The sequence below is a fragment of the Limnohabitans sp. TEGF002 genome (genome assembly GCF_055395845.1).
On the sequence record NZ_AP029224.1, the window covers coordinates 1272001 to 1297464 of the forward strand.

At 60.7% G+C, this 25464-nt stretch carries 25 protein-coding genes; 21 read left to right on the forward strand and 4 right to left on the reverse strand.

The window, feature by feature from the left end:
- Positions 1 to 19: 19 nt before the first annotated feature.
- Genes ACZ5SR_RS06405 through ccmI form a run of 4 tightly spaced genes read left to right on the forward strand, consistent with a single transcriptional unit; the run spans position 20 to position 4492 of the window.
- On the forward strand, positions 20 to 2014 hold the full coding sequence (locus tag ACZ5SR_RS06405; RefSeq protein WP_464450725.1) for a heme lyase CcmF/NrfE family subunit: 1995 nt from the start codon (positions 20 to 22) through the stop codon (positions 2012 to 2014).
- Positions 2011 to 2625 carry a redoxin domain-containing protein gene (locus ACZ5SR_RS06410; RefSeq protein ID WP_464450726.1) on the forward strand — a complete coding sequence of 205 codons (615 nt, stop codon included), beginning with the start codon at positions 2011 to 2013 and terminating at the stop codon, positions 2623 to 2625. The genes ACZ5SR_RS06405 and ACZ5SR_RS06410 overlap by 4 nt, the downstream gene beginning before the upstream one ends.
- On the forward strand, positions 2625 to 3176 hold the full coding sequence (locus tag ACZ5SR_RS06415; protein ID WP_464450727.1) for a cytochrome c-type biogenesis protein: 552 nt from the start codon (positions 2625 to 2627) through the stop codon (positions 3174 to 3176). Before ACZ5SR_RS06410 ends, ACZ5SR_RS06415 begins: the two co-directional genes overlap by 1 nt.
- Complete coding sequence (gene ccmI / locus ACZ5SR_RS06420) at positions 3176 to 4492, forward strand: c-type cytochrome biogenesis protein CcmI (protein ID WP_464450728.1); 1317 nt, start codon at positions 3176 to 3178, stop codon at positions 4490 to 4492. The genes ACZ5SR_RS06415 and ccmI overlap by 1 nt, the downstream gene beginning before the upstream one ends.
- Before the next feature lie 79 nt (positions 4493 to 4571).
- On the opposite strand, the gene hemE is transcribed toward ccmI, so the two are convergent.
- The 3 genes from hemE to ACZ5SR_RS06435 form a co-directional block, all read right to left on the reverse strand.
- A complete protein-coding gene (gene hemE / locus ACZ5SR_RS06425; protein ID WP_464450729.1) occupies positions 4572 to 5708 on the reverse strand; it encodes a uroporphyrinogen decarboxylase in 1137 nt (378 codons plus the stop codon).
- 90 nt (positions 5709 to 5798) lie between these two features.
- Complete coding sequence (chrA, locus tag ACZ5SR_RS06430) at positions 5799 to 7154, reverse strand: chromate efflux transporter (RefSeq protein WP_464450730.1); 1356 nt, start codon at positions 7152 to 7154, stop codon at positions 5799 to 5801.
- 14 nt (positions 7155 to 7168) lie between these two features.
- Entirely contained in the window at positions 7169 to 7549 is a 381-nt protein-coding gene (locus ACZ5SR_RS06435) for a hypothetical protein (protein ID WP_464450731.1), read from the reverse strand.
- 176 nt (positions 7550 to 7725) lie between these two features.
- Here ACZ5SR_RS06435 and ACZ5SR_RS06440 point away from each other — a divergent pair, with 176 nt between their 5' ends.
- The 9 genes from ACZ5SR_RS06440 to ACZ5SR_RS06480 all read left to right on the forward strand — a co-directional run bounded on the left by ACZ5SR_RS06440 (position 7726) and on the right by ACZ5SR_RS06480 (position 15480).
- Positions 7726 to 8493 carry a GntR family transcriptional regulator gene (locus ACZ5SR_RS06440; protein ID WP_464450732.1) on the forward strand — a complete coding sequence of 256 codons (768 nt, stop codon included), beginning with the start codon at positions 7726 to 7728 and terminating at the stop codon, positions 8491 to 8493.
- Between the two features lie 28 nt (positions 8494 to 8521).
- The gene (locus tag ACZ5SR_RS06445; RefSeq protein WP_464450733.1) at positions 8522 to 9688 is read left to right on the forward strand and encodes an ABC transporter substrate-binding protein; all 1167 of its coding nucleotides are present in this window, start codon (positions 8522 to 8524) and stop codon (positions 9686 to 9688) included.
- Between the two features lie 62 nt (positions 9689 to 9750).
- Positions 9751 to 10626 carry a branched-chain amino acid ABC transporter permease gene (locus ACZ5SR_RS06450; RefSeq protein WP_464450734.1) on the forward strand — a complete coding sequence of 292 codons (876 nt, stop codon included), beginning with the start codon at positions 9751 to 9753 and terminating at the stop codon, positions 10624 to 10626.
- 1 nt (position 10627) lies between these two features.
- Positions 10628 to 11608 carry a branched-chain amino acid ABC transporter permease gene (locus ACZ5SR_RS06455; RefSeq protein ID WP_464450735.1) on the forward strand — a complete coding sequence of 327 codons (981 nt, stop codon included), beginning with the start codon at positions 10628 to 10630 and terminating at the stop codon, positions 11606 to 11608.
- Positions 11609 to 11619: 11 nt separating this feature from the next.
- Entirely contained in the window at positions 11620 to 12387 is a 768-nt protein-coding gene (locus tag ACZ5SR_RS06460) for an ABC transporter ATP-binding protein (protein WP_464450736.1), read from the forward strand.
- A complete protein-coding gene (locus ACZ5SR_RS06465; RefSeq protein ID WP_464450737.1) occupies positions 12380 to 13111 on the forward strand; it encodes an ABC transporter ATP-binding protein in 732 nt (243 codons plus the stop codon). Before ACZ5SR_RS06460 ends, ACZ5SR_RS06465 begins: the two co-directional genes overlap by 8 nt.
- A gap of 19 nt (positions 13112 to 13130) precedes the next feature.
- On the forward strand, positions 13131 to 14183 hold the full coding sequence (locus ACZ5SR_RS06470) for a Rieske 2Fe-2S domain-containing protein (RefSeq protein ID WP_464450738.1): 1053 nt from the start codon (positions 13131 to 13133) through the stop codon (positions 14181 to 14183).
- The gene (locus tag ACZ5SR_RS06475) at positions 14180 to 14488 is read left to right on the forward strand and encodes a 2Fe-2S iron-sulfur cluster-binding protein (protein WP_464450739.1); all 309 of its coding nucleotides are present in this window, start codon (positions 14180 to 14182) and stop codon (positions 14486 to 14488) included. The genes ACZ5SR_RS06470 and ACZ5SR_RS06475 overlap by 4 nt, the downstream gene beginning before the upstream one ends.
- A 50-nt stretch (positions 14489 to 14538) precedes the next feature.
- Positions 14539 to 15480 (forward strand): AEC family transporter, encoded by a 942-nt coding sequence (locus tag ACZ5SR_RS06480; protein WP_464450740.1) that lies wholly within the window; start codon positions 14539 to 14541, stop codon positions 15478 to 15480.
- Between the two features lie 12 nt (positions 15481 to 15492).
- Here ACZ5SR_RS06480 and ACZ5SR_RS06485 read toward each other — a convergent pair whose 3' ends face one another.
- Complete coding sequence (locus tag ACZ5SR_RS06485) at positions 15493 to 16404, reverse strand: LysR substrate-binding domain-containing protein (protein ID WP_464450741.1); 912 nt, start codon at positions 16402 to 16404, stop codon at positions 15493 to 15495.
- A 163-nt stretch (positions 16405 to 16567) separates the two neighbouring features.
- Between ACZ5SR_RS06485 and ACZ5SR_RS06490 the strand changes: the two genes are divergently transcribed.
- From ACZ5SR_RS06490 to ACZ5SR_RS06525, 8 genes are all read left to right on the forward strand, one after another.
- Positions 16568 to 17596 carry an amidohydrolase family protein gene (locus ACZ5SR_RS06490; protein ID WP_464451024.1) on the forward strand — a complete coding sequence of 343 codons (1029 nt, stop codon included), beginning with the start codon at positions 16568 to 16570 and terminating at the stop codon, positions 17594 to 17596.
- Positions 17597 to 17624: 28 nt separating this feature from the next.
- Positions 17625 to 18308: a 4-carboxy-4-hydroxy-2-oxoadipate aldolase/oxaloacetate decarboxylase gene (gene ligK / locus ACZ5SR_RS06495; protein ID WP_464450742.1), complete on the forward strand. Its 684-nt coding sequence runs from the start codon at positions 17625 to 17627 to the stop codon at positions 18306 to 18308.
- Between the two features lie 71 nt (positions 18309 to 18379).
- A complete protein-coding gene (locus tag ACZ5SR_RS06500) occupies positions 18380 to 20746 on the forward strand; it encodes a penicillin acylase family protein (protein ID WP_464450743.1) in 2367 nt (788 codons plus the stop codon).
- A 74-nt stretch (positions 20747 to 20820) separates the two neighbouring features.
- Positions 20821 to 21756, forward strand: coding sequence for an amidohydrolase family protein (locus ACZ5SR_RS06505; RefSeq protein WP_464450744.1), 936 nt, complete (start codon positions 20821 to 20823; stop codon positions 21754 to 21756).
- A 93-nt stretch (positions 21757 to 21849) separates the two neighbouring features.
- Positions 21850 to 22308, forward strand: a complete 459-nt coding sequence (gene ligA / locus ACZ5SR_RS06510; RefSeq protein WP_464450745.1) for a protocatechuate 4,5-dioxygenase subunit alpha — start codon at positions 21850 to 21852, stop codon at positions 22306 to 22308.
- A 2-nt stretch (positions 22309 to 22310) separates the two neighbouring features.
- On the forward strand, positions 22311 to 23189 hold the full coding sequence (locus ACZ5SR_RS06515; RefSeq protein ID WP_464450746.1) for a class III extradiol dioxygenase subunit beta: 879 nt from the start codon (positions 22311 to 22313) through the stop codon (positions 23187 to 23189).
- Between the two features lie 11 nt (positions 23190 to 23200).
- Positions 23201 to 24157: a Gfo/Idh/MocA family oxidoreductase gene (locus tag ACZ5SR_RS06520; RefSeq protein ID WP_464450747.1), complete on the forward strand. Its 957-nt coding sequence runs from the start codon at positions 23201 to 23203 to the stop codon at positions 24155 to 24157.
- 3 nt (positions 24158 to 24160) lie between these two features.
- Complete coding sequence (locus tag ACZ5SR_RS06525; RefSeq protein WP_464450748.1) at positions 24161 to 25339, forward strand: MFS transporter; 1179 nt, start codon at positions 24161 to 24163, stop codon at positions 25337 to 25339.
- Positions 25340 to 25464: the final 125 nt, after the last annotated feature.

Consider the following 25464-nt stretch of genomic DNA (forward strand, 5'->3'; position numbering starts at 1 on the left):
GACATGAACGGAGCCGTGTATGTGGCCTGAAGTCGGCCATCTGGCCTTGATCATGGCGGCCTGGGTCGCCTTGGCCCAAGCGGTGATGCCGCTGTGGGGCAGCTTGTCGGCGGAGCGTGCAGGCTGGCAAAGCTTGGCCCGGCCTTTGGCGATCTTGCAGCTGGTCCTGATCGTGCTGGCCTTTGGTGCTTTGTGGCACGCTTTTTATGGGCACGATTTCAGCGTCAAGTACGTGGCCCACCATTCCAATACCTTGCTGCCCAAGCCGTATCGCCTCTCTGCCATCTGGGCGGGCCACGAGGGCTCGCTGCTGCTGTGGGTGCTGATGCTGTCGCTGTGGTCGGTGGCGGTGGCCACGTTTTCCAAGCGCTTGCCGCAGGGCTTGGTTGCTCAGGTGCTGGGCGTCATGGGTGCGGTGTCAGTGGGCTTTTTGGCCTTCATCCTCACGCTGTCCAACCCGTTTGCACGGCAGTTCCCGGCTCCTGCCGAGGGGCGTGACCTCACGCCCTTGCTGCAAGACCCGGGTTTGGTGATTCACCCGCCCATGCTTTATATGGGTTATGTGGGTTTGTCGGTGGCCTTTGCTTTTGCCATGGCGGCGCTGCTGTCGGGCAGGCTCGATGCCGCTTGGGCGCGTTGGGCGCGGCCCTGGACGGTGGCGGCCTGGGGCTTTTTGACGCTGGGCATCGCCTTGGGTTCGTGGTGGGCGTATTACGAATTGGGCTGGGGCGGCTGGTGGTTTTGGGACCCGGTGGAAAACGCCTCGCTCATGCCCTGGCTGGTGGCTACGGCGCTCATCCATTCGCTCATGGTCACCGACAAGCGCGGGCAGTTCAAAGCCTGGACGGTGCTGCTGGCCATTGGCGCGTTTTCGCTCAGCTTGCTCGGCACCTTCCTTGTGCGCTCGGGTGTGTTGACTTCGGTGCATGCGTTCGCCACCGACCCTTCGCGGGGTATTTTTATTTTGATGTTTTTGGCCGTGGTGGTGGGCGTGTCGCTGGCCTTGTTTGCCTGGCGTGCGCCGCAGTGGGCCAATGCCTCGCAGCCGGTGGCGGGTTCGCGGGAATCGTTTTTGTTGCTCAACAGCGTGCTCCTGGTGGTGGCCATGGCGGCGGTGCTGCTGGGCACTTTGTACCCGCTGATCATCGACGCGCTCAACCTTGGCAAGCTGTCTGTGGGGCCGCCGTATTTCGACAGCGTGTTTGTGCCCCTGATGGTGCCGCTGCTCTTGGCCATGGTGCCGGGCACGGTGGTGCCCTGGCATGTGGCGCGCTGGGCGGCGGTGCGCTCGGTCTTGGTGCCGGGGACGCTGGCGCTGCTGGCGGCCAGCGCTTGGGCCAGTTGGGGCGCTGCGCCGCAGGATGCTCAGGCCGTGACCACTGCAGGCGGTTGGCTCACGGTGATGGGCGGCACGCTGGGAGGCTGGATTGTGTTGTCGGGCGCTTGGCAAACCGTGCAGCGCTTGCGTTTGCCCGGATCGCCGGGTCTGGCTTGGTGGGGCATGCAGGTGGCGCACCTGGGCGTGGCGGTGCTGGTGCTGGGCATCACGGGCGTCAAGTCGTTTCAGGTGGAGCGCGATGTGCGTTTGGGCCTGGGCGATTCGGTCACGGTGGCGGGGGCGCGTTACCAACTGATCAGCGTGGACAACCACCTCGGGCCCAATTACTTGGCCTTGCGCGCGCAGATGAACGTCTTTGAGGGTGAACGCCAAGTGGGCACGCTGCAGCCTGAAAAACGCCGATATGTGTCGAGCGCCATGCCCATGACCGAGGCGGCGATTGACCGCAACCTGTGGCGTGACCGTTATGTCTCTTTGGGCGAGCCTTTGGCGGGTGAGCCGCCGCAGTGGAGTTTTCGGGTCTACCACAAGCCTTTTGTGTCGTGGATCTGGTTGGGCGCGGTCTTCATGGTCTTGGGGGGTGGGCTGGCTGCTTTTGATCGGCGCTACCGACAGGCCCCTTCGCTTGACCGCGCTGCAACGCCTGGTGGGTTGATCAAAGGAGCTTTGTCATGAGCGGCGCTTTTGCCAACGCCCCAGCTCGGCGCATGCCGCGCTGGGTGTTTTTGCCGCTGGTGCTGTTTTTGGGCATGGTGGTGTTTTTGGCCGTGGGCTTGACGCGCAACCCGCAAGAGATTCCCTCGCCGCTCATTGGCCGCCCCGCACCGGCTTTTGAGTTGCCCGTGGTGGGCGGGCAGGGCGTGTTCAGCGCTGAGCAATTCAAGGGGCAGCTCACCTTGATCAACCTGTGGGCCACTTGGTGCGCGGGTTGCAAGGAAGAGCACCCGATCTTGATGGCGCTGTCTCGGCAGCCCGGCCTCAACATGGTGGGCATCAATTACAAAGAACTGCAGGCCTCGGAGCTGTCGGGTCAGGACTCGCAAAGCCTCGAGTCGGTGCAAAAAGCCACGGCCCGCAGTCAGGCTTGGTTGCAAAAACAAGGCCAGGCTTTTGACGTGAACCTGCTGGACATGGACGGTCGAGTGGGCATGGATTTTGGCGTGTACGGCTTGCCTGAAACCTATCTGATTGACCGCGAAGGCGTGGTGCGCTTCAAGCACGCTGGGGCCTTGACGCCCGATGTGGTGCAGCAAAAACTATTGCCCTTGCTGCGAGGGGTGAACTGATGCGCGCAGTGCTGAAATATTTTCTGGCCAGCGTTTGCTTGTGGGGTGCATGCGTGGCAGCCCAAGCACCGACAGGTGCAACCGCGACAAGCAAGGCTGCAAGCGGTGCGGCAGTCCTGCAGGGTGTGCAGGCGACTTTGCCGGGTGTGGGCGTGCCCATAGCGGCGCACGCTGAGGCGCCCATGTCGGCCACTGTGCAGGCCCGCTGGGATCACATCGCGGCCGAGTTGCGTTGTCTGGTGTGCCAAAACGAATCGCTGGCTTCGTCGAATGCCGAGCTGGCGGTGGACCTGCGCCGCGAAGTGCGCAGCCTGATCGAGCAGGGCCGAAGCGATGCCGATATCCGCAGTTTTTTGGTCAGCCGTTATGGTGACTTTGTGCTCTACAAGCCCGAGGTCAAACCTGTGACTTGGCTGTTGTGGTTTGGACCTTTTGTGTTGTTGTTGGGCGCATTGGCTGTGGCACTTCGCCTGATGCGCCGCAGCCCTGCGACGCCTGCCCCCTTGACCGACAGCGAGCGCGAACGCGCCCGTCAACTGCTGGAGTCCTGATGTCTGTTGTGCCCCCTTGGATGGCGCTGTTTTTGGCCTTGTTGCTGCTCGCTGTGCTGGCAGCTTGGGTCTTGCAGCGCGGCCTGAAATCGCAGACACACGCGTCTGCAGGTGCTGCCCTGACCACGCCAGAGGACGTGCAGTCCCAAGCCCATCGGCGCATCCAGCAGCAACACCTGAAGGATCTGGACACCGCTTTGGCCGAAGGCCGTCTGAACATCGCTCAGCATGCCGTTGCACGCGACGAGGCGTTGCGCCATCTGTTGGTCGATGCGACGCCGATGCAAGCCTCGGGCCATCCTGTAGCCCCAGTGCGCTGGGCTTGGGTGGTGTTGGCGCTGGCCGTGCTGAGTGCCGTGAGTTACCTGCAACTGGGCGCGCCGCAGACCTGGTGGCCTGTGCCTTTGAGTCAGCGTGTGCAGATCAAGGCCACCACGCCTGAACAACTGACCGAGCAAACCCGGTTGTGGCAAGAAGCCACGCAAAAACGTCCGGAGGATGCCCAGGCTTGGCTGACCTTGGCGCGTTTGCACGCCGCCCAAAACGCGCATGCCCCGGCCGAGCAGGCCCTGGCCCGTGTGCTGGCCTTGTCGCCTGAGCCCGATCTGTGGATCGAACGTGCGCAAATGAAAGCCTTGAGCGCGGGGGGTATCTACACCGGCGAACCCTGGCAGTGGATTCAAAACGTGCTGCGTGATCAACCCCAGCACCTGAACGCGCTTGTGTTGGCGGGCAGTGCCGCGCTGTCCGAAAAACGGCACTCCGCAGCGCAAACTTATTGGCAGCAAGCACTGGCTTTGGTGCCTGCCGAAAGCGAGGCCGCGCAAGGCCTGCAGCAGGCATTGGCCCAAGCGGGTGAGATGGCCAAGGCAGCGGCTGTGTCAACGCCAGCAGGTCAAAGCGACGGCGCCGTAGCCCTGGCATCGCCCAATGCGCTGTTGTCTGCGAAGGCGTCCGCAGCAGGCCACAGCCGCGCCCTCATTCAGGGCGAAGTGCGTGTGTCAGCGCTGGTGCAAAGCCAAATTGGCTCGGGTGCCACTTTGTTCGTGTATGCGCTGGCCGAAGAGGGCGCGCGCCGCCCCGTGGCTATTTGGCGCGGCACGCCCACCGCATGGCCGGTGCCCTTTGCGCTGAGCGACAGCATGGGCATGGGCGCGCCACCGGTGCTGTCGGATTTGAAACAGGTTCGCTTGGTCGCGCGGATTTCCAAAACAGGCGCAGCCCAAAAGCAGCCGGATGATTTTCAGGTGGAGTTGCCCGGCGTGAAAACGGGCGTACAAGGGGTGGTGCTCAACATCACCGGACGCACCCCGTAAGTCGGACTTTCAGGTCCGACGTTGGCATGCTGTGATTCAGGCCCATGTCGGGGCTGAAGCCACCGACTTGCCCATTCACTCAAGCTTGTCGCAATTTGCGCGAGTGGCTGTGCACCGCCTCCACCAGCGCCGTCACATGCTCGGGCGGGGTGTATTGGCTGATGCCGTGGCCCAAGTTGAAGATGTGCGTGGGGCCAGTTTGGGTTTTGTCGGTGTGCGGCGTGCCAAAGCTGTCCAGCACCCGGTGCACTTCGGTCGCGATCTGCGCGGGGGGCGCAAACAAGATGTTCGGGTCGATGTTGCCCTGCAGCGCTTTGCCGGGGCCGCCGACTTGGCCGCCCACCAGGGCGCGTGCGCGGCCCAGGTTCATGGTCCAGTCCAGGCCCAACACGTCGCAGTTCAGGCCTGCCATCTCAGGCAACCACAGACCGCCACCTTTGGTGAAGACGATGCTGGGGATGCGCTGGCCGTTGTGTTCGGTTTTGAGCTGGCTCAGCACGCGGGCCGTGTAGGCCAGGCTGAACTGCTGGAAAGCCCCATCGGCCAGCACGCCGCCCCAACTGTCAAAAATCATGGCCGCTTGGGCACCGGCTTCGATTTGGGTGTTCAGGTACAGCGCCACCGCGTCGGCGTTGATTTTCAGAATGCGGTGCATCAGGTCGGGGCGGCTGTACATCAGGGTCTTGACGTGGCGGTAGTCGTCAGAGCCTGCGCCCTCGACCATGTAACAAGCCAGCGTCCAAGGGCTGCCGGAAAAGCCGATCAAGGGCACACGGCCGTTCAGCGCCTTGCGGATCGAGGTGACGGCATCGAACACATAGCGCAACTTGTTCATGTCGGGCACGGCCAGCTCGGCCACGGCGGCTTCGTCGCGCACGTTCTTGGCAAAGCGGGGGCCTTCGCCCTGGGCAAACGACAAGTCCAGGCCCATCGCATCGGGCACGGTGAGGATGTCACTGAAGAGGATGGACGCATCCAGCGGGTAACGGTCCAGTGGCTGGAGCGTGACTTCGGTGGCGTAGTCCACGTTGGTGGCCAAACCCATGAAGCTGCCGGCTTTGGCGCGGGTGGCGCAGTACTCGGGCAAATAGCGGCCGGCCTGGCGCATGAGCCAGACGGGGGTGTGGTCGGTGGCTTGGCGCAGGCAGGCGCGAAGGAAGGTGTCGTTTTGGAGGGGGGCGAATGCCGAGGACGCGGAGGAGGTGTTGGAGGCCATGAAAAAATCCGAAGTCAAGGTGCGCATTGTCTCAGGCTGTCAAGCCAGGGTCTAGCACTTAAAGCGCAATCCATGGCTTGTTGTGCCGCATCACAACAGGACGTGCCGCAGCAGACCCAACAATACGCAGCCGCACAACACACGCACCACGCTGAAACCCTTCCAGACCAAGGCCCAGATGGCAAGGAATGTCAGCGCCACCGCACTCAGATCGGGCAGCATGTGCCAGCCCCCGGGCAGCCAGGTCTGACGCGCGAAAACACCTGCCAGGTGCAAGATGACGCCGATCACGGCGGCGGTGATGCCTTGCAGGGGCCCTTTGAGTGAAGGCATGTGTCGGGTGGACTCCACCAGTGGTCCGCCTGCCAAAATGAACACGAAGGAAGGCAGGAAGGTGAACCAGGTCACCACGCATGCGGCCACGACGCCCCCTAGCAAAGGATCTCCCAGCAGAGCTTGGCTGTGCCCACCCAAAAAGCCCACGAAGGCCACGACCATGATCAGCGGCCCGGGTGTGCTTTCACCCAGGGCCAGGCCATCCATCATTTGGGCCGCCGTGAGCCAACCGTATTGCACAGCTGCCTGAGTCACAAAAGGCAGCACCGCATAGGCGCCCCCAAAAGTCAGCAAGGCCGCTTGCGTGAAGAAGCCCCCCATGTGCGTGAGTGTGTGATGCAGTCCGAATGCCACAGCGATCAGTCCCAAGCTCAGCGTCCAAATCCCCACGCCCAAGGCCAGCGCGCGAAGCAGCCGCTTCGAACTGTGGTGGGTGTGTGCGGGTTGAGGTGAGGTGTCATCGAGCCACGCTGCAGCATCAGAAGCTGGCGGGTTGGCCAACAAGGTGGGTTGGGGGTCCACCATGGGGCTGGCATGGGCCATGTCGGGTGCATCTGGGCGCTGACGCGTCACGTAGAAACCCACGGCGGCCGAGGCCGCAATGATCAGCACAAAAGGCAGGCCCCAAAGTGTGCCGACAAAGGACAAAGCCGCCAGCCACCACAGCCAGCGTGCCTTGAGGGTTCGTGTGGCCATGCGGTGTGCCGCTTGCAATACCAAGGCGGTCACGGCTGGTTTGAGTCCCCAGAGTAAAGCCTGCCCCCAAGGGTGGTTGCCCCAGGCGGTGTAGGCCCAACTTAACGCGATCAGCAGCAGCAAGGAGGGCAGCACAAACAGGGCACCTGCTGCCAAGCCGCCGCGTGTTCCGTGCATCAGCCAACCTGTGTAGGTGGCCAGTTGCTGCGCCTCAGGGCCTGGCAGCAGCATGCAGTAATGCAGCGCGTGCAGGTAGCGCTTTTCAGAAATCCAGCGGCGACGCACCACCAGCTCTTCGTGCATCAGTGCGATCTGGCCTGCCGGGCCGCCAAAGCTCACGCAGCCCAGCCAGAACCAAAAGCGCAGAGCTTCCTTGAAGCTCACCGGGGCGATATGTGGAAGAGGGGTGGGCATGGGAGGGCTGTGCATCACAGGTCAAATTGTTCGCGAAATGCTTGCGTAAAAGCCGGAGTGCCGCTCAGGCTCAGGCTCAACTCCACGCGATCATCTGGGCCAGGTGAGGGCTGGATGTCCAGCGTTTGTTGTGCAGCAAGCCAGTGGGCTTGGGTGGGCGTGCTGTGCGGGCTGTTGGGGTGGTGCAGTTGAACTTGCAGGTCAAAGTCCCAGTCCGCCCCATCGTCCATCGGGCCGGGGCCTTGCGCGCTGAAGCGGCCGGCCCAGCCCAGCAGCTGCGTCACTTCGCGCAACAAGGCTGCCGTGTGGCTGGCAGCAGGCTGTGCCAGAGCGTCCCAACAGACCACGCCATTGGTGTCTTCGCTGCAGTCGAATTCCAGATATTGCAAATCCATGGTGTTCTTTTTCTTCAGTCCGGAGATTGTCGCTGTGTGGCTTGGTTTGTCGCGTTGGATACAGAAAAAGCCTGAATTGCTTAAATGTTGAGCAAAAAACAGAGTTTAGAGGGTTCTTTGTATACAGCCTGATCGGTCTCGGTGGTTTAATCCGTCAATCGTCTGCCCCCACTTTCATGAACACATCAACCGTTCGCGCTGCCGATTCCGATTTCGCTGAAGCAGGCGGCTCGCAAGCCGTCAAGGCCCAGCAGCGCCTGCGCGAGTGGATTTTGGCGGGCGAATTGCCCTCGGGTGCCCGAATTGCCGAGTTGGCGCTGGTGGAGCGCCTGGGCATGTCGCGCACACCCATCCGCGCCGCGCTCATGCACCTCAAACAAGAAGGTTTGCTGGAGCCTTTGACCGGTGGCGGTTATGCGGTGCGCACTTTCTCTGAGCGCGAAGTGGCCGACGCGATCGAGCTGCGCGGCACGCTCGAAGGTTTGGCCGCACGCTTGGCGGCCGAGCGCGGTGTGCGCGCCGCTTTGATCAGCCAAGCGCGCGCCTGCCTGGACCAGATCGATGCCGTGCTGCAAGCGTCAGCCCTCAACGACGACACTTTTTCGGCCTATGTAGATTTGAACGGCCAGTTCCACAAGCAGTTGTCTGAGATGGCCGACAGCGCTGTGCTGGCCCGCGAGATCGAACGCGCATCGAGCTTGCCCTTTGCATCGGCCTCAGGCTTTGTGGGCGTGCATGTGAACGACGCCCACGCCCGCGACACCTTGGTGGTGGCGCAGCACCAGCATCGGCAGGTGCTGGACGCCATCGAGCGGCGCGAAGCGGGCCGTGCCGAGGCCCTGATGCGTGAGCACTCGCGCATTGCGCGGCAAAACATGCAGGTCGCCTTGCGCGACCCCGCCGCATCGGGCACGCCCGGTGTGCAACTCATCAGACCTTCCTGATTTCATATTTTTAACGAGGAGACAGAGCATGCAAAAACGTCAATTGTTGAGCGCCATCGCTTGCGCCACCCTGGCTTTGACCGCTTCCACGGCCATGGCGCAGGACAAATTCAAGATCGGTTTGATCTTGCCCATGACCGGTCCGTTCGCCTCTACCGGCAAACAGATCGAAGCCGCCGCGCGCTTGTACATGGCCCAAAACGGCTACATGGTGGCGGGTAAAAAAGTGGAGCTGATCGTGAAAGACGACACCAGCGCCGCCGATGTGACCAAGCGCTTGGCCCAAGAGATGGTGGTCAATGAAAAAGTCAGCGTGCTCGCGGGCTTTGGTTTGACCCCTTTGGCCTTTGCGACCGCCCCGATTGCCACGCAGTCCAAAACACCGATGGTGGTGATGGCCGCAGCCACCTCAAGCATCACACAGGCGTCGCCCTTCATTGTGCGCACCAGCTTCACGCTGCCCCAGGCAGCGGTTGCCATTGCCGACTGGGCACCCAACAATGGCATCAAGAAAGTGGTGACGCTGGTGGCCGATTACGGTCCGGGCATCGATGCCGAGAAGTTCTTCAAAGACCGTTTGTTGTTCAACGGTGGCCAGGTTTTGGACACCTTGCGTGTGCCGATGCGCAATCCTGACTTTGCGCCGTTTTTGCAAAAAGTGCGTGACCTGAAACCCGACGCTGTTTATGTGTTTGTGCCCTCAGGCGCAGGCGCTGCGCTGATGAAGCAGTTTTCCGAGCGCGGCCTGGACAAGGCCGGCATTAAGCTGATCGGCACGGGTGACATCACCGACGACGACATCTTGAACAGCATGGGCGACGCGGCCAATGGCGTGGTCACTTCGCACCATTATTCTGCTTCGCACAACTCGCCCTTGAACAAAAAGTTTGTGGCCGCCTTTGAAAAAGCCAACAACGGCTTGCGCCCCAACTTCATGGCGGTGGGCGGCTATGACGGCATGCGCGTGATCTACGAAGCGGCCAAGGCCAGCAAGGGTGCAAGCGGCGAGGCTTTGCTCAATGCCATGAAGGGCCAGGTGTTTGAAAGCCCCCGTGGCCCGATGTTCATCGACGCGCAAACCCGTGACGTGGTGCACAACATCTACATTCGCAAAGTGGAGAAGGTGGGTGGCCAGCTCTACAACCAGGAATTCGCCACGATCAAGGACGTGAAAGACCCGGGCAAGGCTAAGTAAGTCGTGCCCCTTGCAGGGGCGCACCCTGTGCGCTCCTGCAACCAACCCTCTGCATCCATCACATGTTGACCATCCTCTTCGACGGCGTTGCTTACGGCATGCTGCTTTTTATATTGGCCGTAGGCCTGTCCGTGACCATGGGCTTGATGAACTTCATCAACCTGGCGCACGGCGCGTTTGCCATGGCCGGGGGCTATTTGACGGTGGTTCTGATGCAGCGCTTTCAGGTGCCATTTCTCTTGTGCCTGCCTTTGGCCTTTGCCGCCACGGCCTTGCTGGGTGCGGTGATGGAGCGCACGCTGTACCGCCACATGTACAAGAAACCTCACCTGGACCAGGTGCTGTTTTCGATTGGCCTGGCCTTCATGTCGGTGTCGAGCATCGATTACTTCATGGGTTCGCAGCAGCAGATCATGCAGCTGCCTGAATGGTTGCGGGGTCGAACCGAGTTGTGGGCGGGCGAAGTTTTTGAATTGGGCATGGGCCACTATCGCCTCTTCATCATCGCCGTGTGTGCGGCGCTCACGGTGGGCCTGCAGTTTGTGCTGGCCAAAACCCGCTTTGGCAGCCGCTTGCGCGCCAGTGTGGACGATGCGCGTGTGGCTGCCGGCTTGGGTATCCGAGTGAACCTGATTTTTGCCGCCACCTTTGCAATGGGCTCGGGTCTGGCCGGTTTGGGAGGGGCGCTGGGCGCTGAAGTGCTGGGCCTGGACCCGACTTTCCCGCTCAAGTTCATGGTGTACTTTTTGATCGTAGTGGCTGTGGGCGGTACATCGTCCATCACTGGGCCGCTTTGGGCGGCGCTGCTTTTGGGCATTGCCGATGTGGCGGGCAAGTACTACATGCCCAAGCTCGGGTCTTTCATTGTGTATTCACTCATGATCGCGATTTTGATCTGGCGTCCGCAAGGGCTGTTTGTGCGCAAGGGAGGTCGTTGATATGGGCGCTCGTCAACAACTTTTGTCCTCCGCCCGCCTGCGCGGCTGGGAGCCGCTGGTTTGGCTGCTCGCATTTATCATGCCTTTCGCATTTCCAGGCCATGCGCTGATCGTCAACGAAGTGGCCATCGTCGCCTTGTTCGCCGTGTCGCTGGACTTGGTGCTGGGCTACACCGGCATCGTGTCGCTGGGGCATGCGGCGTTTTTAGGCTTGGGCGCTTACGCCTCGGCCTTGTTTGCCAAGCATGTGATGCCCGACCCGCTGGTGGGCCTGCTGTTTGGCATGGGCTGCGCCACGCTGCTGGGCGCTTTGTGTTCGCTCACCATCTTGCGCGGCACCGACTTGACGCGCCTGATGGTCACGCTGGGCATGGCGCTGATTTTGATGGAGCTGGCCAACAAGCTGGACTGGCTGACGGGCGGCTCGGACGGTTTGCAGGGCGTGATGATGGGTCCGGTACTGGGCCGATTTGAGTTCGATCTGTATGGGCAAACGGCGGCTTGGTATTCACTCACCGTGCTGTTGATTTTGTTTGCCTTGGCCAGGCGCTGGGTCCATTCCCCCTGGGGCGCGACGCTCATGGCGGTGCGCGACAACCCGCTGCGCGCCATGGCCATTGGCATTCCGGTGCACAACCGCCTGGCCGTGGTCTACACCGTGGCCGCGGCTTTGGCAGGGGCTGCAGGCGCTTTGATGGCGCAGACCACCGGCTTTGCCTCGCTCGACGTGTTTGCGCTGGAGCGCTCGGCCGACGTGATGCTGATGCTGGTCATTGGTGGTGTGGGCTGGCTCTATGGCGGCGTGGTCGGTGCGGTGGTTTTCAAGCTCATGCACGACGTGATCGCGGGCATCACGCCGCAGTACTGGACGTTCTGGATTGGGTTGTTTTTGGTGGTACTGGTGATGGTCGGGCGGGAGCGTTTGATTCGGCCTTGGCTCTGGTTTGGTCGTGCGGCGGATCAGAAAGGCAGTGCCCAATGAATCAAGCGGCCATGAATCAGCCCGTTGTGTTGAAGGCCCAAGGCGTGGTTAAACAATTCGGCGGCATCACCGCCACCGACAACGTCGATCTTGAATTGCGCTTGGGCGCACGCCACGCGCTGATCGGCCCCAATGGCGCGGGCAAAACCACGCTCATCAATTTGTTCACTGGGGTGCTGCCGCCCACTTCGGGTCGCATCGAATTGCTTGGCGTTGACATCAGCCAGTTGGCCCCGCACCAGCGTGTGCGGCGCGGCTTGGTGCGGACTTTCCAGATCAACCAACTGTTTGCCAGCATGACGCCGCTGCAAACGCTGGCCATGGTGGTTTCGCAGCAGCGCGGTCTGGGCGGGCGCTGGTGGCAAAAGCTGGGGCAAGACGCTGCCGTGGTGGCGCGCTGCGAGCAATTGCTGGAGCTGTTTCGCTTGACCGAAGTCATGCACCAGCGCACCGAGCATCTGGCTTATGGCAAACGACGTTTGTTGGAGATGGCGATTGCGCTGGCTTGCGAGCCCAAGGTGCTGCTGCTCGACGAACCAGTGGCCGGTGTGCCTGCGGGCGAGCGCGAAGAACTCTTGCAGACCGTGGCGGCGCTGCCCGCCGAAGTGTCCGTGTTGTTGATCGAGCACGACATGGATCTGGTGTTCGAATTTGCCGACCGCATCACCGTGCTGGTCAATGGCGCGGTGCTGACCGAGGGCACACCCGAAGCGATTGCGGCCGATCCGCAGGTCAGGGCGGTGTACCTCGGACATGGCGAGGAGGTGGCCCATGACTGAATTGTTGAAGGTTGAAAACCTGAGCGCCGGTTACGGCGAAGCCGTGGTTTTGAACGGCATCAGCTTCACGCTGGGCGAGGGCGAAACCTTGGCGCTGTTGGGCCGCAACGGCACCGGCAAAACCACTCTCATGGACACGCTGGCTGGGGCCACACGCCAACATGGCGGCCAAGTCTTTTTGGGCGGCCAGCCGCTGCACAGCTTGCCCTCGCATGAGCGCGCAGCCGCAGGTATAGGTTGGGTGCCGCAAGAGCGCAACATTTTCAAATCGCTCACGGTGCACGAAAACCTGACGGCGGTGGAGCGGCCCGGTCGCAACACGCGGGGCAGCCGCGCTTGGACGCCCGAGCGTGTGTACGAGATGTTTCCGCGTCTGGCTGAGCGCAAGACCAACTTGGGCATACAGCTGTCGGGTGGCGAGCAACAGATGCTGGCCGTGGGCCGGGCGCTGGTGCTCAACCCGCGCTTGCTCTTGCTGGACGAACCACTAGAAGGTCTGGCTCCCATCATTGTGGAAGAACTGCTGCGCGCCATTGCCCGCGTCACCCGCGAAGAGGGTCTGTCGGCCATCATCGTGGAGCAGCACCCGCAAGCGATTTTGAAGATCAGCCACCGCGCCGTGGTGCTGGACCACGGCAACGTGGTGCACGCCAGTGATGCCGACACGCTGCGCCAAACTCCCGAATTGCTGGATAGCCTGCTGGGCGTGGCCCGTAAGCTTTGAATTGAATAGGAAGGACAAGATGTTCATCAAAAACACCTGGTATGTGGCCTGTACGCTGGCCGATCTGAACGCTTTGGGCGATAAGCCGCTGGGCCGCACCATTTGCAACGAAAAAATGGCCTTCTTCAAAGGCCCGGACGGCAAGGTCGCGGCGGTTGAAGACTTCTGCCCGCACCGTGGTGCACCCTTGTCGCTGGGCAAGGTCTGCAAAGGCCATTTGCAATGCGGCTACCACGGCCTTGAAATGGGGGTGGATGGCAAAACGGTGCAGATGCCTGGCCAGCGCGTGCGCGGCTTTCCTGCCATCAAAGCCTTTGCCGTGGTCGAGCGTTATGGCTTCGTCTGGGTTTGGCCCGGCGACCCATCCAAGGCCGATGAATCGCAGATGCCGGTGTTTGAGTTCTTCGACAACCCGGCCTGGGCTTATGGCGGCGGGCTCTACCACGTCAAGGCAGATTACCGCCTGATGATCGACAACCTGATGGACCTGACGCACGAGACCTATGTGCATGCCAACAGTATTGGCCAGCCCGAGATCGACGAGACGCCTTGTGAGACCAAAGTCGAAGGCGACCAAGTCATCTTGCAGCGTCACATGCAAGGCATTCAGGCCCCGCCGTTCTGGCAAATGGCCATGAGCGCCAACGGCCTGGACCCACAGGCCAAGGTCGATCGCTGGCAGATCTGCCGCTTCACGCCACCCAGCCACGTCATGATCGACGTGGGGGTGGCTTTAGCGGGCAAAGGCGGCTTTGACGCAGCCCCCGAGCACAAGGCGTATAGCGTGGTGGTGGACTTCATCACACCCGAGACCGAGACCTCGCACTGGTACCACTGGGGCATGGCGCGGCAGTTCAAGCCTGACGATGAAGCGATCACGGACAAAATCCGCACCGGGCAGGGCGGCATCTTCAACGAAGACATGGAGATGCTGCAGCTGCAGCAAGCCAACATCAGCCAATGGCCAGACCGCAAACTCTTGATGCTCAACATCGATTCGGGCGGCGTGCAGTCGCGCCGCATCATTGACCGTCTGTTAGCACAAGAAAACTCTACCGAGATCACCGCATGAGCACCACAGACTTGACCCAAACCCCCATCAATGCCGACGGCAGCTTCGAAGTTCACTTGCAAAAAAGTGGCCAGACCTTGAAGGTGGGCAAAGAGCAAAGCATCTTGAGCGCGCTGCAGGACGCGGGACATGAAGTGCCGTTTTCCTGCTCACAAGGCGTGTGCGGCACCTGCCTGACGCAGGTGATCGCGGGCACGCCAGACCACTGGGACATGTTCCTCACACCCGAAGAGCAAGCGACCAACACGCAGATGCTGATCTGCTGCTCGCGCAGCCAGACGGCTCGGCTGGTGCTGGACCTGTAAAGCACCCACTGATCTGTTGGTGTTTTCCGCTTTGAATCCTTGAGCGCGTCATGCTCGAAATTTTGGGCATTACCGTCCCGATTTACCTCGTCATTGCCTTGGGCTATGCGTGCACGCGCCTTGGCCTTTTTGCCAAGGCCGAGATGCAGGTGTTTGGGCGTTTTACTCTGCAGCTGGCTTTGCCTGCGCTGCTGTTCAACGCGCTGTCGCAGCGCAGCGTGGCAGAGATCCTGAATCTGAACTATTTGCTGGCCTATGCCTTGGGCTCTTTGGTGATGATTGTTTTGGGCCTGTGGTGGGCGCGCCGGGTGTTGGGTCAGGGCCTGAGCTACAGCAGCATGATGGCCATGGGCATGTCTTGTCCGAACAGCGGTTTTGTGGGTTACCCCATCATTTTGTTGTCGTTCGGTCCTGTGGCCGGCGTTGCGCTGGCGCTGAACATGGTGGTCGAAAACTTCTTGCTGCTCCCCTTGCTGTTGGCGATTGCCGATGCGCAGGGTCGGCCCGGGCAGTGGAAAAACGTGTTGCTGCAGACGGTGAAAAACGTGCTCCGCAACCCCATGATTTGGGGCGTGGTGGCTGGTTTTGTGTTTTCTCTGTCGGGTCTGCACATGCCGGCACCTGTGGGGCGCACCATCGATTTGTTTGCCCAGTCCAGTGCGGTGCTGGCGCTTTTTGTGATTGGCGGCTCTTTGGTGGGCCTGCAGGCGCAGGGGCTGCAGGCCACCGTGCTGCCGATTGCGCTGGGCAAGCTGGTGCTGCACCCGCTGGCCATGTGGGCCGTGCTGGTGTGGCTGGTGCCCATTGAAGATCCGGCTTTGCGTGCTGCGGCCTTGCTGACGGGGGCCATGCCCATGCTCGGTATCTACACAATTCTGAACCAGCGCCACGGCCACGGCACGGTGAGCGCTGCGGCCTTGTTGGTGACCACGGTGTTGTCGTTTTTCACACTCAGTGCCTTGTTGTGGTTGCTCAAGCTTCAGCCTGTGTGATGGGCGCTGACCTCAAGGCGGACTGAGCCACTGCGCAGCCATTTCGGTCAGCAGGGCCAGTGCGGCTTGCTGGGTGAGGGTGCTGGGGCGTTGTGCGCTGATGGCGGTGGTCAGTTGGATGTACAGGGCTGGTTGTTTCAGGGGCCGCACCGAAAACGCCGATGGCCGCACCGAGCGCATGACGGCGTTGCGCGGCAAGATGGCGTAGCCTGCACCGTCGGCCACCAGGTCCAGGATGGCGCTCACGCCGTCGATCTCCAGCGCAATGAGGGGGCGTGAGCCGATCGCGGCCATTTCAGACTCCACATGCATGCGGATCGCGTTGGGTCGGGTGGGAATCACCAAGGGCAGGGCGGCGACCTCTTGCAGGCTGATGGCGGACGGTGGAGGGTCTTCTTGCAGGCCCGGTGGTCGCGGCTGCACCAGCAGCAATTCTTCTTGCCCCAGCGGGGTGTGTTCGATGCCAGCCACTTGGCTGGGGTTGTAGAGGACGGCGATGTCCAGGCGGCCGTTTTGCAGGTTTTCCTGCATCGCGCTCGACAGACCTTCACTGATGGACAGCTGTGCATCGGGCATCTTGAGGCGGAACGCGCGGGTCAAAGGCACCGTCAGCACTCGCGCCACACTGGGTGGCAGGCCTAAAGCCACGCGTCCCGTCAGGCCGGTGCGCACCCGGCCCAGTTCTTCCCGCGCCCGCTCCACTTGGTGCAGGATGCCCCGGCCGTGCTCCAGCAGCAGCAGCCCGGCCTGCGTGGGGGTGGCACCGCGCCCGTTGCGCACCAGCAGGTTTTGTCGCAGCTCGACTTCGAGCAGGCGCACCTGACGGCTGAGCGCCGGTTGGGCGATGTTCAGGGCTTGGGCCGCACGGGTGAAGCTGCCCAGTTCGGCCACGCGCACAAAGTATTCGAGCTGTTTGAGGTCCATACCCAGTTTTCTGTTGTGCTTATTTTGTCATACCCATCGATCGGTTATGCAAATTTGTTCTAGCTGGTAGATGGCCCCGAGGCTGTGTGACCCGCGGGTGAGCCTGCACAATCAAGATTCGTCATTCGTCCCTTCAGGAAATCCCATGAGCCAATCCCAGCCTTTGATCATCGATGTGCACGGCCACTACACCACCGCCCCCAAAGCGCTGGAAGAGTGGCGCAATCGCCAGATCGCCGGCATCAAGGACCCCGCGTCCATGCCCAAAGTCTCCGAGCTGAAAATCAGCGACGACGAGCTGCGCGAGACCATTGAGACCAACCAGCTGGCCAAGATGAAAGAGCGCGGCTCGGACATCACCATCTTCAGCCCCCGCGCCAGCTTCATGGCCCACCACATTGGTGACTTCAACGTGTCGTCCACCTGGGCTGCGATTTGCAACGAACTGTGCTTCCGCGTGGCGCAACTCTTTCCTGACCACTTCGTGCCCGCGGCCATGTTGCCCCAGTCGCCCGGCGTGGATCCGGCCACCTGCATTCCCGAGCTGGTCAAGTGTGTCGAGCAATACGGCAACGTCGGCATCAACCTGAACCCCGATCCCTCGGGCGGTCACTGGACTTCGCCGCCTTTGAGCGACAAGGCTTGGTACCCCATTTACGAAAAGATGGTGGAGTACGACATCCCCGCGATGATCCATGTGAGCACCAGCTGCAACAGCTGCTTTCACACCACCGGCGCGCACTACTTGAACGCCGACACCACCGCCTTCATGCAGTGCCTGACCTCAGACCTGTTCAAGGACTTCCCAACGCTGAAGTTTTTGATCCCGCACGGCGGCGGCGCGGTGCCTTACCACTGGGGCCGTTTCCGGGGTTTGGCGCAAGAGCTGAAAAAGCCTTTGCTGTCCGAGCACCTGCTGAACAACATCTTCTTTGACACCTGCGTGTACCACCAGCCCGGCATTGACCTGCTGACCAAGGTGATCCCGGTCAAGAACATCTTGTTTGCGTCCGAAATGATCGGCGCGGTGCGTGGCATCGACCCCGAAACTGGTCACTACTTTGATGACACCAAGCGCTATGTGCAAGCCACGGCCAACCTGAACGACCAAGAGCGTTACATGGTCTACGAAGGCAACGCCCGCCGTGTGTTCAAGCGCTTGGACGACCAGATCAAGGCCAAAGGCCTGTAAGTCACTTCAAGAAATTCAGGAGAAAACCATGTACGAACTCGGCGTTGTTTACCGCAACATCACCCGCGCGGACCGCGCAGCTGCAGACGGCCTGCGCGCACTTGGCTCGGCCACGGTGCACGAAGCCATGGGCCGCGTCGGCCTCATGAAGCCTTACATGCGCCCCATCTATCCTGGTGCGCAGGTGTCGGGCACCGCAGTCACTGTGCTGCTGCACCCCGGTGACAACTGGATGATGCATGTGGTGGCTGAACAAATTCAGCCTGGCGACATCGTGGTCGCGGCCATCACCGCCGATTGCACGGATGGTTATTTCGGGGACTTGCTGGCCACGTCATTCCAAGCCCGAGGTGCCCGTGCTTTGATCATCGACGCTGGTGTGCGCGATGTGAAAGAGCTGCAAAAAATGAACTTCCCGGTGTGGAGCAAAGCCATCAGCAGCAAGGGCTGCATCAAGGCCACCATCGGCTCAGTGAACATCCCGGTGGTGTGCGCGGGCATGATCGTGACGCCCGGTGACGTGATCGTGGCCGATGATGATGGTGTGGTGTGTGTGCCCGCCGCCCGTGCCCTGCAAACCCTGGAAGCAGCTCAAAAACGCGAAAGCTTTGAGGGCGAAAAACGTGCCAAGTTGGCCTCGGGCGTGCTGGGTTTGGACATGTACAAGATGCGTGAGCCACTTCAACAAGCTGGTCTGCGGTACATCGACTAAGGGATAACCTTGAGGATGAGCGTGCTTTTAGGCGGCAACAATCAAAAGCTACACATCCTGAGGAGATTCACTTGAACAAGAAGTCCATGTTTTTGCTCACTGCCACAGTGGCTGCAGTGCTCGGCTTGTCCGCTTGTACGAGCATGCCTTTCGGCAGCGCTGCCTCCGTCACTTCTGCGGACAGTGTGAAAATCGTGCGGACAACGCATGGGATCCCGCACGTCACCGCCGCCAACATGGAAATGCTGTCTTACGGCATCGCCTACGCGCACGCACAAGACAATGTGTGCCTGAGCGCTGACGTCATGGCGACTGTCCGTGGCCAACGCTCGCAGCATTTTGGTCCAAGTGCCACCGGCGTGCTTGGCGTGCGCACTTTGCCCAACGCGGTCATTGACGCCTTTGTGCAGGCGCACATGGATGACGCCAAACTGAAAGCGGCCTGGGATCAATCCAGTGACAACAACCGCGCGATGGCGCGCGGCTATGTGGCCGGTTTCAATCGCTTTCTTCAAGATCACGCAGGCAAACTGCCTGTCGAATGCAATGGCAAGCCGTGGCTGACGCCGATGACGCTGTCTGACATTTACCGCGCCACCGAGGCCATCCAAGTGCAAGCGGGTGCGGGCGCCTTGGCCGATGCGATCGCCGCTGCAGCGCCTCCGGCTCGCACTGCCCAAGTGGCCCCTTCGCTGAAAGCCTCAGAAGACCTTTTGCTGGCCCATGCGCAGGGCGCTCGTGAGCAATTGCGCGAGGCGGGTTTGCTCGATTCCCCTCTCGGGTCAAACGCGTGGGCTTTTGGTAAGCAAACCACCACCAATGGCCGCGGCATGCTCTTGGGCAACCCGCACTACCCTTGGGTGGGCCCCAGTCGCTTTTATCAGATGCACCTGACGATTCCAGGGCAATTGGATGTCATGGGCGCTGCGCTGGGCTGGACGGCGGCCGTTCAAATTGGCTTCAACAAAGACGTCGCTTGGTCACACACGGTGTCGACCGGCAAGCGCTTCACGCTCCACGAGCTGAGCTTGGCACCGGGTAAGCCGACCACATATTTGATCGACGGCAAAGAAGAGCCGATGGTGGCCAAGAAGGTGCTGGTAGGTGGGCGTGAGCAAACAATTTGGAACAGTCGTTTTGGGCCGGTGTTGGTGATGCCACGCGCTGGTTTGAACTGGACTGCAGAGCGCGCCTATGCGATCCAAGACGCCAATTCTGGCAGCGTGCGCTCGACGGACATGTACCTTCAGTTTGCGGCATCCCGCAGCGTGGCCGACATGCGCAGTGCCATGAACCTGATGGGCACACCCTTCGTCAACACCATTGCGGCTGACCGGGCAGGCGACGCGATGTTTGCGGATGTCAGTGGCGTGCCCGATCTGGAGATGGCTGATTTGCAGCGATGTGCGCCCAGCCGTCCAGCTGCAGCGCTCTTGACCGCTGCCAACTTGGTCGTGCTCAATGGTTCGCGCAGTGATTGCAATTGGAAGCGTGACAGCGCTTCGCCTGTACCAGGGCTGATTGCGCCTTCCCGCATGCCTGTGGTTGTGCGTCAAGATTGGGTGCACAACAGCAATGACAGCTTTTTCTATACCCACCCTGAACACAAATGGGGTCCGGTTTCCATCATGGTGGGTGACGATGTCGTTCGCCGTCCGCGGACCCGTTCAGAGCTGATTGAAATTCCAGAAATGCTCGGCAAAGGCAAGATCAGCCTCGCTGGCATGCAAGCGCAGTTGTTCGAAAACCGCAATTTGGTGGCGCGCATGGTGCTTCCGGATTTGCTGGCCGCCTGTGCGCAGGCGCCGAATGCCGAGGCTCAAGAGGGTTGCGCTGCACTCAAGGTATTTCATGACGCGGGCATGCGCAACAACGCCGACGCCAAAGGGGCACCCCTGTTCCGCGAGTTTTGGCGTGCTGCCAGCCAGATCCCCAATGTGTACCGCGAGCCCTTTGACAAAGCCCGCGTCGTCGCTACGCCTGCTGGCCTGCGTATGACTGATGCAGCCACCGCAACCCGTGTCTGGGGCGCGCTGGGCGCTGCTGTGAAGAAAATGCGCGAGGCTGGTTTTGTCTTGGACGCACCTTTGGGTCAGGTGCAGCGTGTTGTTTTCTCCAATGAAAACATTCCACTGCATGGCGGTGATGAAATTGAAGGGGTGCTGAACAATGTGGGTGATCGCGCCCGACCAGGGTTGAACAAAGACGGCATTCGCATTGATTACGGCACCAGCTATGTTCAAACCGTCATGTTCGACGAGCGTGGTCCCGTCGCGCAAGCTTTGTTGACCTACGGTCAGAGTTCACAAGCGGGCTCGCCCCACCAAACCGATCAGTTGAGGATGTACGCTGAAAAGCGCTGGCCTCAATTGCCCTACCACCCGGAAGACATTGAGCGGCAACGCATCGGTCAACCATTGATTTTGCGCCAACCTTGACCGCATCGTCAGCTTGTGCCATCGCACAAGCTGAGCTGTGGTGGGGTTTGCGCATGTAACGAAGAAGGAGCGACATGAGTAAACCCACCACAGGTGACTTCAGCAAAACAGCAGGCTGGATGGACTGGTACACCGGCCCGTCTCAGCCCCGCTTCCGACTGCCCGCTGGCGCGGTGGACGCCCACTGCCACGTCTTTGGCCCCGGTGCCGAGTTTCCTTATGCACCGGAGCGTAAGTACACGCCCTGCGATGCTTCCAAGCATCAGCTGTGTGCACTGCGAGATCATTTGGGCTTTGCGCGCAATGTGGTGGTGCAAGCTACCTGCCACGGCGCAGACAACCGCGCCATGGTCGATGCGCTGGTCAACTCGGGCGGCATGGCGCGAGGCGTGGCCACCGTCAAACGCAGCGTGACCGATGAAGAAATTCAGGCCATGCACGACGCGGGTGTGCGCGGTGTGCGTTTCAACTTCGTCAAACGCCTGGTGGACTTTACGCCCAAAGACGAACTGATGGAGATCGCCAGCCGCATCAAAAAATGGGGCTGGCATGTGGTCATTTACTTTGAAGCCGTTGACCTGCCTGAGCTGTGGGATTTCTTCACCGCACTGCCCACCACCGTGGTGGTGGACCACATGGGCCGCCCCGATGTGTCGCTGCCGGTGGATGGCCCGCAATTTGCGCTGTTCCAGAAGTTCATGCGCGAACACATCAATGTCTGGAGCAAAGTGTCTTGTCCTGAGCGTTTGTCGGTGACTGGCCCCAAGGCCTTGGACGGCGAGCAAAACGCTTATCAAGACGTGATCCCGTTTGCCAAACGCATCGTGGAAGAGTTCCCCGACCGCGTCCTGTGGGGCACCGACTGGCCACACCCCAACCTGAAGGACCACATGCCTGACGATGGTCTGCTGGTGGACTTCATCCCACACATCGCGCCCACGGCAGAGCTACAAAAGAAGCTGCTGGTCGACAACCCGATGCGCCTTTACTGGCCTGAAGAGCAGGCATAAACGCCAGCTCCTGTGGGAGCGAGCCCCTGCTCACGAATGATTCGGCTGCAGAGGCGATCTCCCACAACGATCCACTTCAAAAGAAAGTTTCATATGGCATTAGACAAACCTTACACCGACGTACCCGGCACCATCATTTTTGATGCCGAGCAATCGCGCAAGGGCTATTGGCTCAACCAGTTTTGCATGTCGTTGATGAAGGCCGAAAACCGCGAACGGTTCAAAGCTGACGAGCGCGCTTATTTGGACGAATGGCCAATGACAGAAGAGCAAAAGCAGGCCGTGCTGGCGCGCGATTTGAACTGGTGCATGCGCACCGGCGGCAACATTTATTTTCTGGCCAAGATCGGCGCGACCGACGGCAAGAGCTTCCAGCAAATGGCGGGCTCCATGACCGGCATGACCGAAGAGGAATACCGCAACATGATGATCGCAGGTGGCCGCAGCGTCGAAGGCAACCGCTACATCGGCGAAAACGGGAGCGCCCAAGCCCACAACCAACCCCAAGGCGCAGCCGGGCAACAACTTCGCGCAGCAGGACAGAAAGCATAAACATGGCACGCATCACCGCATCTGTTTACACCTCGCATGTGCCCGCCATCGGCGCGGCCATGGACTTGGGTAAAACCAAAGAAGACTATTGGAAGCCCCTGTTTGCAGGCTACGACTTCTCTAAAAAATGGATGAAGGACAACAAGCCCGACGTCATCATTTTGGTCTTCAACGACCACGCCACGGCTTTCAGCCTGGACATGATCCCGACCTTTGCCATTGGCACGGCCGCCGAGTACACCCCCGCCGACGAAGGCTGGGGCCCGCGCCCGGTGCCGGTTGTGAAAGGCCACCCCGAGCTGGCCAGCCACATCGCGCAGTCCGTTATTCAGCAGGACTTTGACTTGACCATCGTCAACAAGATGGACGTGGACCACGGCCTCACCGTCCCGCTGTCGCTGATGTGCGGCGAATTGGACCCGGTCAAAGACGCCTGGCCTTGTCCGGTGATCCCGTTTGCGGTCAACGTGGTGCAGTACCCTGTGCCCAGTGGCCAGCGTTGCTTCAATTTAGGCCAAGCCATTCGCAAGGCGGTGGAGAGTTACGACGAAGATATCAATGTCCACATCTGGGGCACAGGCGGTATGAGCCACCAGCTGCAGGGTGCGCGTGCGGGCCTGATCAACCGCGAGTGGGACAACGCCTGGCTGGATCAACTCATCAACGACCCGGCTGCTGCCGCTGCCACACCGCACATCAACTATGTGCGCGAAGCGGGCAGCGAAGGCATCGAGCTGGTCATGTGGCTGATCGCTCGGGGCGCGATGAGCGACATCGAGAGCGGCAAGGCCACAGGCCCTGCACCCCTGTTGCGCCACCGCTTCTACCATGTGCCCGCCAGCAACACGGCGGTGGGTCACGTGATTCTGGAAAACGTTTAAGAGGAATACCCATGAGCAAAACCATCAAAGTCGCCCTCGCTGGCGCGGGTGCCTTCGGCATCAAACACCTGGACGGCATCCAAAACATCGACGGCGTGGAAGTCGTCTCCTTGATCGGCCGTGAGTTCGCCAAAACCAAAGAGGTGGCCGACAAATACGGCATTGGCCACGTCACCACCGACCTGAACGAGTCGCTGGCCCTGAAAGAAGTCGATGCCGTCATCTTGTGCACCCCCACGCAAATGCACGCCAGCCAAACCCTGGCCTGCCTGAAGGCGGGCAAGCATGTGCAGGTCGAGATTCCGATGTGCGATGTGTACAAAGAAGGTCAGGAAGTCCTGCGCGTACAAAAGGAAACCGGTTTGGTGGCCATGGTGGGCCATACCCGCCGTTTCAACCCCAGCCACCAGTGGGTCAACCACAAGATCAAGGCCGGAGAGTTCAACATCCAGCAAATGGATGTGCAGACCTACTTTTTCCGCCGCACCAACATGAACGCGCTCGGCCAGGCCCGCAGCTGGACCGACCACTTGCTGTGGCACCACGCGGCCCACACCGTAGACCTGTTCGCTTACCAGTGCGGCAGCCCCATCGTCAAAGCCAACGCGGTGCAAGGCCCGATCCACCCTGCTTTAGGCATTGCCATGGACATGAGCATCCAGTTGCAAGCGGCCAATGGCGCGATCTGCACACTCAGCTTGAGCTTCAACAACGATGGCCCCTTGGGCACTTACTTCCGCTACATCGGCGACACGGGCACTTACCTGGCGCGTTACGACGACTTGTTCACGGGTAAGGAAGAAAAAATCGATGTGTCGAAAGTGGCGGTGTCCATGAACGGCATCGAGTTGCAAGACCGTGAATTCTTTGCTGCGATCCAAGAGGGCCGCGAACCTAACAGCTCGATTGCCCAGGTGCTGCCTTGCTACCAGGTCTTGCACGATCTGGAACAACAGTTGAATGCTTGAACGATGATCACTGCGCAAGCTGAGCGCAACAGTTTGCGCGTCATGGGGCTGGCTGGTTTTGCCAGCATGGCCTCGATGCGTTTGTGCGACCCGATGCTGGTGGTGCTGGGGCAAGAGTTCGAGGTCACCACGGGCGAGGCTTCTCTTGTGGTTTCGGCTTTTGCCGTGGCTTATGGCGTGCTCCAATTGTTTTACGGGCCCTTGGGAGACCGTTTTGGCAAGTTGCGGGTCATCTCTTTGGCCGTGCTGGCTTGCGCGGTGTTCAGTGCCATCACCAGTATGGCTTCTGATTTGAGCTTGTTGATCATCATGCGTGGTTTCATGGGGGCCGCGGCGGCGGGCATCATCCCGTTGTCCATGGCGTGGATCGGCGACCAGGTCGCTTATGACCGCAGGCAGGAAACTCTGGCCAAGCTGATGGGTTACACCGTCACCGGCATGATGTTTGGTTTGTGGTTTGGGGGCTTTGCGGCAGAGCACTTGGGTTGGCGCACCGCATTCGCTGTGGTTTCGGGTCTCTTCGCCATCGCCGCCTGGATGCTTTGGCACAAGTTGCGCAAGACACCTGCCACGGTTCCAGCCTCTGGGTCGGACAGTTTCTGGACCTACTTTGCCAACACGGCCCAGATGCTGCGCACGGTGCGTGTTCGGCAGGTGCTGACCGTCACCGCCATCGAGGGCGCATTGGTTTTTGGCACCATGGCCTTCATTCCGACCCATTTGCACCAGCAGTTTGACATGAGCGTGGTTCTTGCGGGCTCGGTCATGATGCTTTATGGCGTTGGTGGTTTGGTCTACAGCCAGATGGCCAAGCGCTGGCTGGGCTGGCTTGGCGGGGAGCGAGGCTTGGTCAGAGCAGGCGTGGTCTGCATTGCTTTGGGATTGCTCACGCTGGCATGGGCGCAGGCCACAGCCCTGGGCATGCTGGGGTGCCTCGCCACCGGGTTTGGCTTTTACATGCTCCACAACACTTTGCAGGTTCAGGCCACCCAAATGGCGCCAGCCTCCCGGGGCACGGCGGTCACGCTGTTTGCTTGTTCTCTTTTCTTTGGCCAATCGACCGGGGTGGTGTTGATGGCCCAGGCCGTTGATCTGGACTGGTTACCCCAGGCATTCACGGCTGCAGCTGTCGGCATTTTGCTGCTGGGGGGTGTGATTTACAAGCTGGTGGGACGGCACTGAACATCAAGGGTTCAGGTTTTTTCGGCAGTGGCCGCAGGGCCCAAAGGCCAGGGGCAAGACGATCTTTCATGGCTTGTCGCCAAAGTCATTGGGACAATTGAGGCCTTCTCACTCTGTCGAATGCT

Excerpts from the sequence above, each read along its gene's own strand:
- chrA (WP_464450730.1), bottom strand. The coding sequence starts at position 7,154 with ATGCCCACCCCTCTTCCACATATCGCCCCGGTGAGCTTCAAGGAAGCT.
- ACZ5SR_RS06470 (WP_464450738.1), top strand. The coding sequence starts at position 13,131 with ATGTTCATCAAAAACACCTGGTATGTGGCCTGTACGCTGGCCGATCTG.
- ACZ5SR_RS06480 (WP_464450740.1), top strand. The coding sequence starts at position 14,539 with ATGCTCGAAATTTTGGGCATTACCGTCCCGATTTACCTCGTCATTGCC.
- ACZ5SR_RS06410 (WP_464450726.1), top strand. The coding sequence starts at position 2,011 with ATGAGCGGCGCTTTTGCCAACGCCCCAGCTCGGCGCATGCCGCGCTGG.
- ACZ5SR_RS06505 (WP_464450744.1), top strand. The coding sequence starts at position 20,821 with ATGAGTAAACCCACCACAGGTGACTTCAGCAAAACAGCAGGCTGGATG.
- ligK (WP_464450742.1), top strand. The coding sequence starts at position 17,625 with ATGTACGAACTCGGCGTTGTTTACCGCAACATCACCCGCGCGGACCGC.
- ACZ5SR_RS06525 (WP_464450748.1), top strand. The coding sequence starts at position 24,161 with ATGATCACTGCGCAAGCTGAGCGCAACAGTTTGCGCGTCATGGGGCTG.
- ACZ5SR_RS06440 (WP_464450732.1), top strand. The coding sequence starts at position 7,726 with ATGAACACATCAACCGTTCGCGCTGCCGATTCCGATTTCGCTGAAGCA.
- ACZ5SR_RS06455 (WP_464450735.1), top strand. The coding sequence starts at position 10,628 with ATGGGCGCTCGTCAACAACTTTTGTCCTCCGCCCGCCTGCGCGGCTGG.
- ACZ5SR_RS06520 (WP_464450747.1), top strand. The coding sequence starts at position 23,201 with ATGAGCAAAACCATCAAAGTCGCCCTCGCTGGCGCGGGTGCCTTCGGC.
- hemE (WP_464450729.1), bottom strand. The coding sequence starts at position 5,708 with ATGGCCTCCAACACCTCCTCCGCGTCCTCGGCATTCGCCCCCCTCCAA.
- ACZ5SR_RS06465 (WP_464450737.1), top strand. The coding sequence starts at position 12,380 with ATGACTGAATTGTTGAAGGTTGAAAACCTGAGCGCCGGTTACGGCGAA.
- ligA (WP_464450745.1), top strand. The coding sequence starts at position 21,850 with ATGGCATTAGACAAACCTTACACCGACGTACCCGGCACCATCATTTTT.
- ACZ5SR_RS06450 (WP_464450734.1), top strand. The coding sequence starts at position 9,751 with ATGTTGACCATCCTCTTCGACGGCGTTGCTTACGGCATGCTGCTTTTT.
- ACZ5SR_RS06485 (WP_464450741.1), bottom strand. The coding sequence starts at position 16,404 with ATGGACCTCAAACAGCTCGAATACTTTGTGCGCGTGGCCGAACTGGGC.
- ACZ5SR_RS06415 (WP_464450727.1), top strand. The coding sequence starts at position 2,625 with ATGCGCGCAGTGCTGAAATATTTTCTGGCCAGCGTTTGCTTGTGGGGT.
- ccmI (WP_464450728.1), top strand. The coding sequence starts at position 3,176 with ATGTCTGTTGTGCCCCCTTGGATGGCGCTGTTTTTGGCCTTGTTGCTG.
- ACZ5SR_RS06445 (WP_464450733.1), top strand. The coding sequence starts at position 8,522 with ATGCAAAAACGTCAATTGTTGAGCGCCATCGCTTGCGCCACCCTGGCT.
- ACZ5SR_RS06460 (WP_464450736.1), top strand. The coding sequence starts at position 11,620 with ATGAATCAGCCCGTTGTGTTGAAGGCCCAAGGCGTGGTTAAACAATTC.
- ACZ5SR_RS06475 (WP_464450739.1), top strand. The coding sequence starts at position 14,180 with ATGAGCACCACAGACTTGACCCAAACCCCCATCAATGCCGACGGCAGC.
- ACZ5SR_RS06435 (WP_464450731.1), bottom strand. The coding sequence starts at position 7,549 with ATGGATTTGCAATATCTGGAATTCGACTGCAGCGAAGACACCAATGGC.
- ACZ5SR_RS06405 (WP_464450725.1), top strand. The coding sequence starts at position 20 with ATGTGGCCTGAAGTCGGCCATCTGGCCTTGATCATGGCGGCCTGGGTC.
- ACZ5SR_RS06515 (WP_464450746.1), top strand. The coding sequence starts at position 22,311 with ATGGCACGCATCACCGCATCTGTTTACACCTCGCATGTGCCCGCCATC.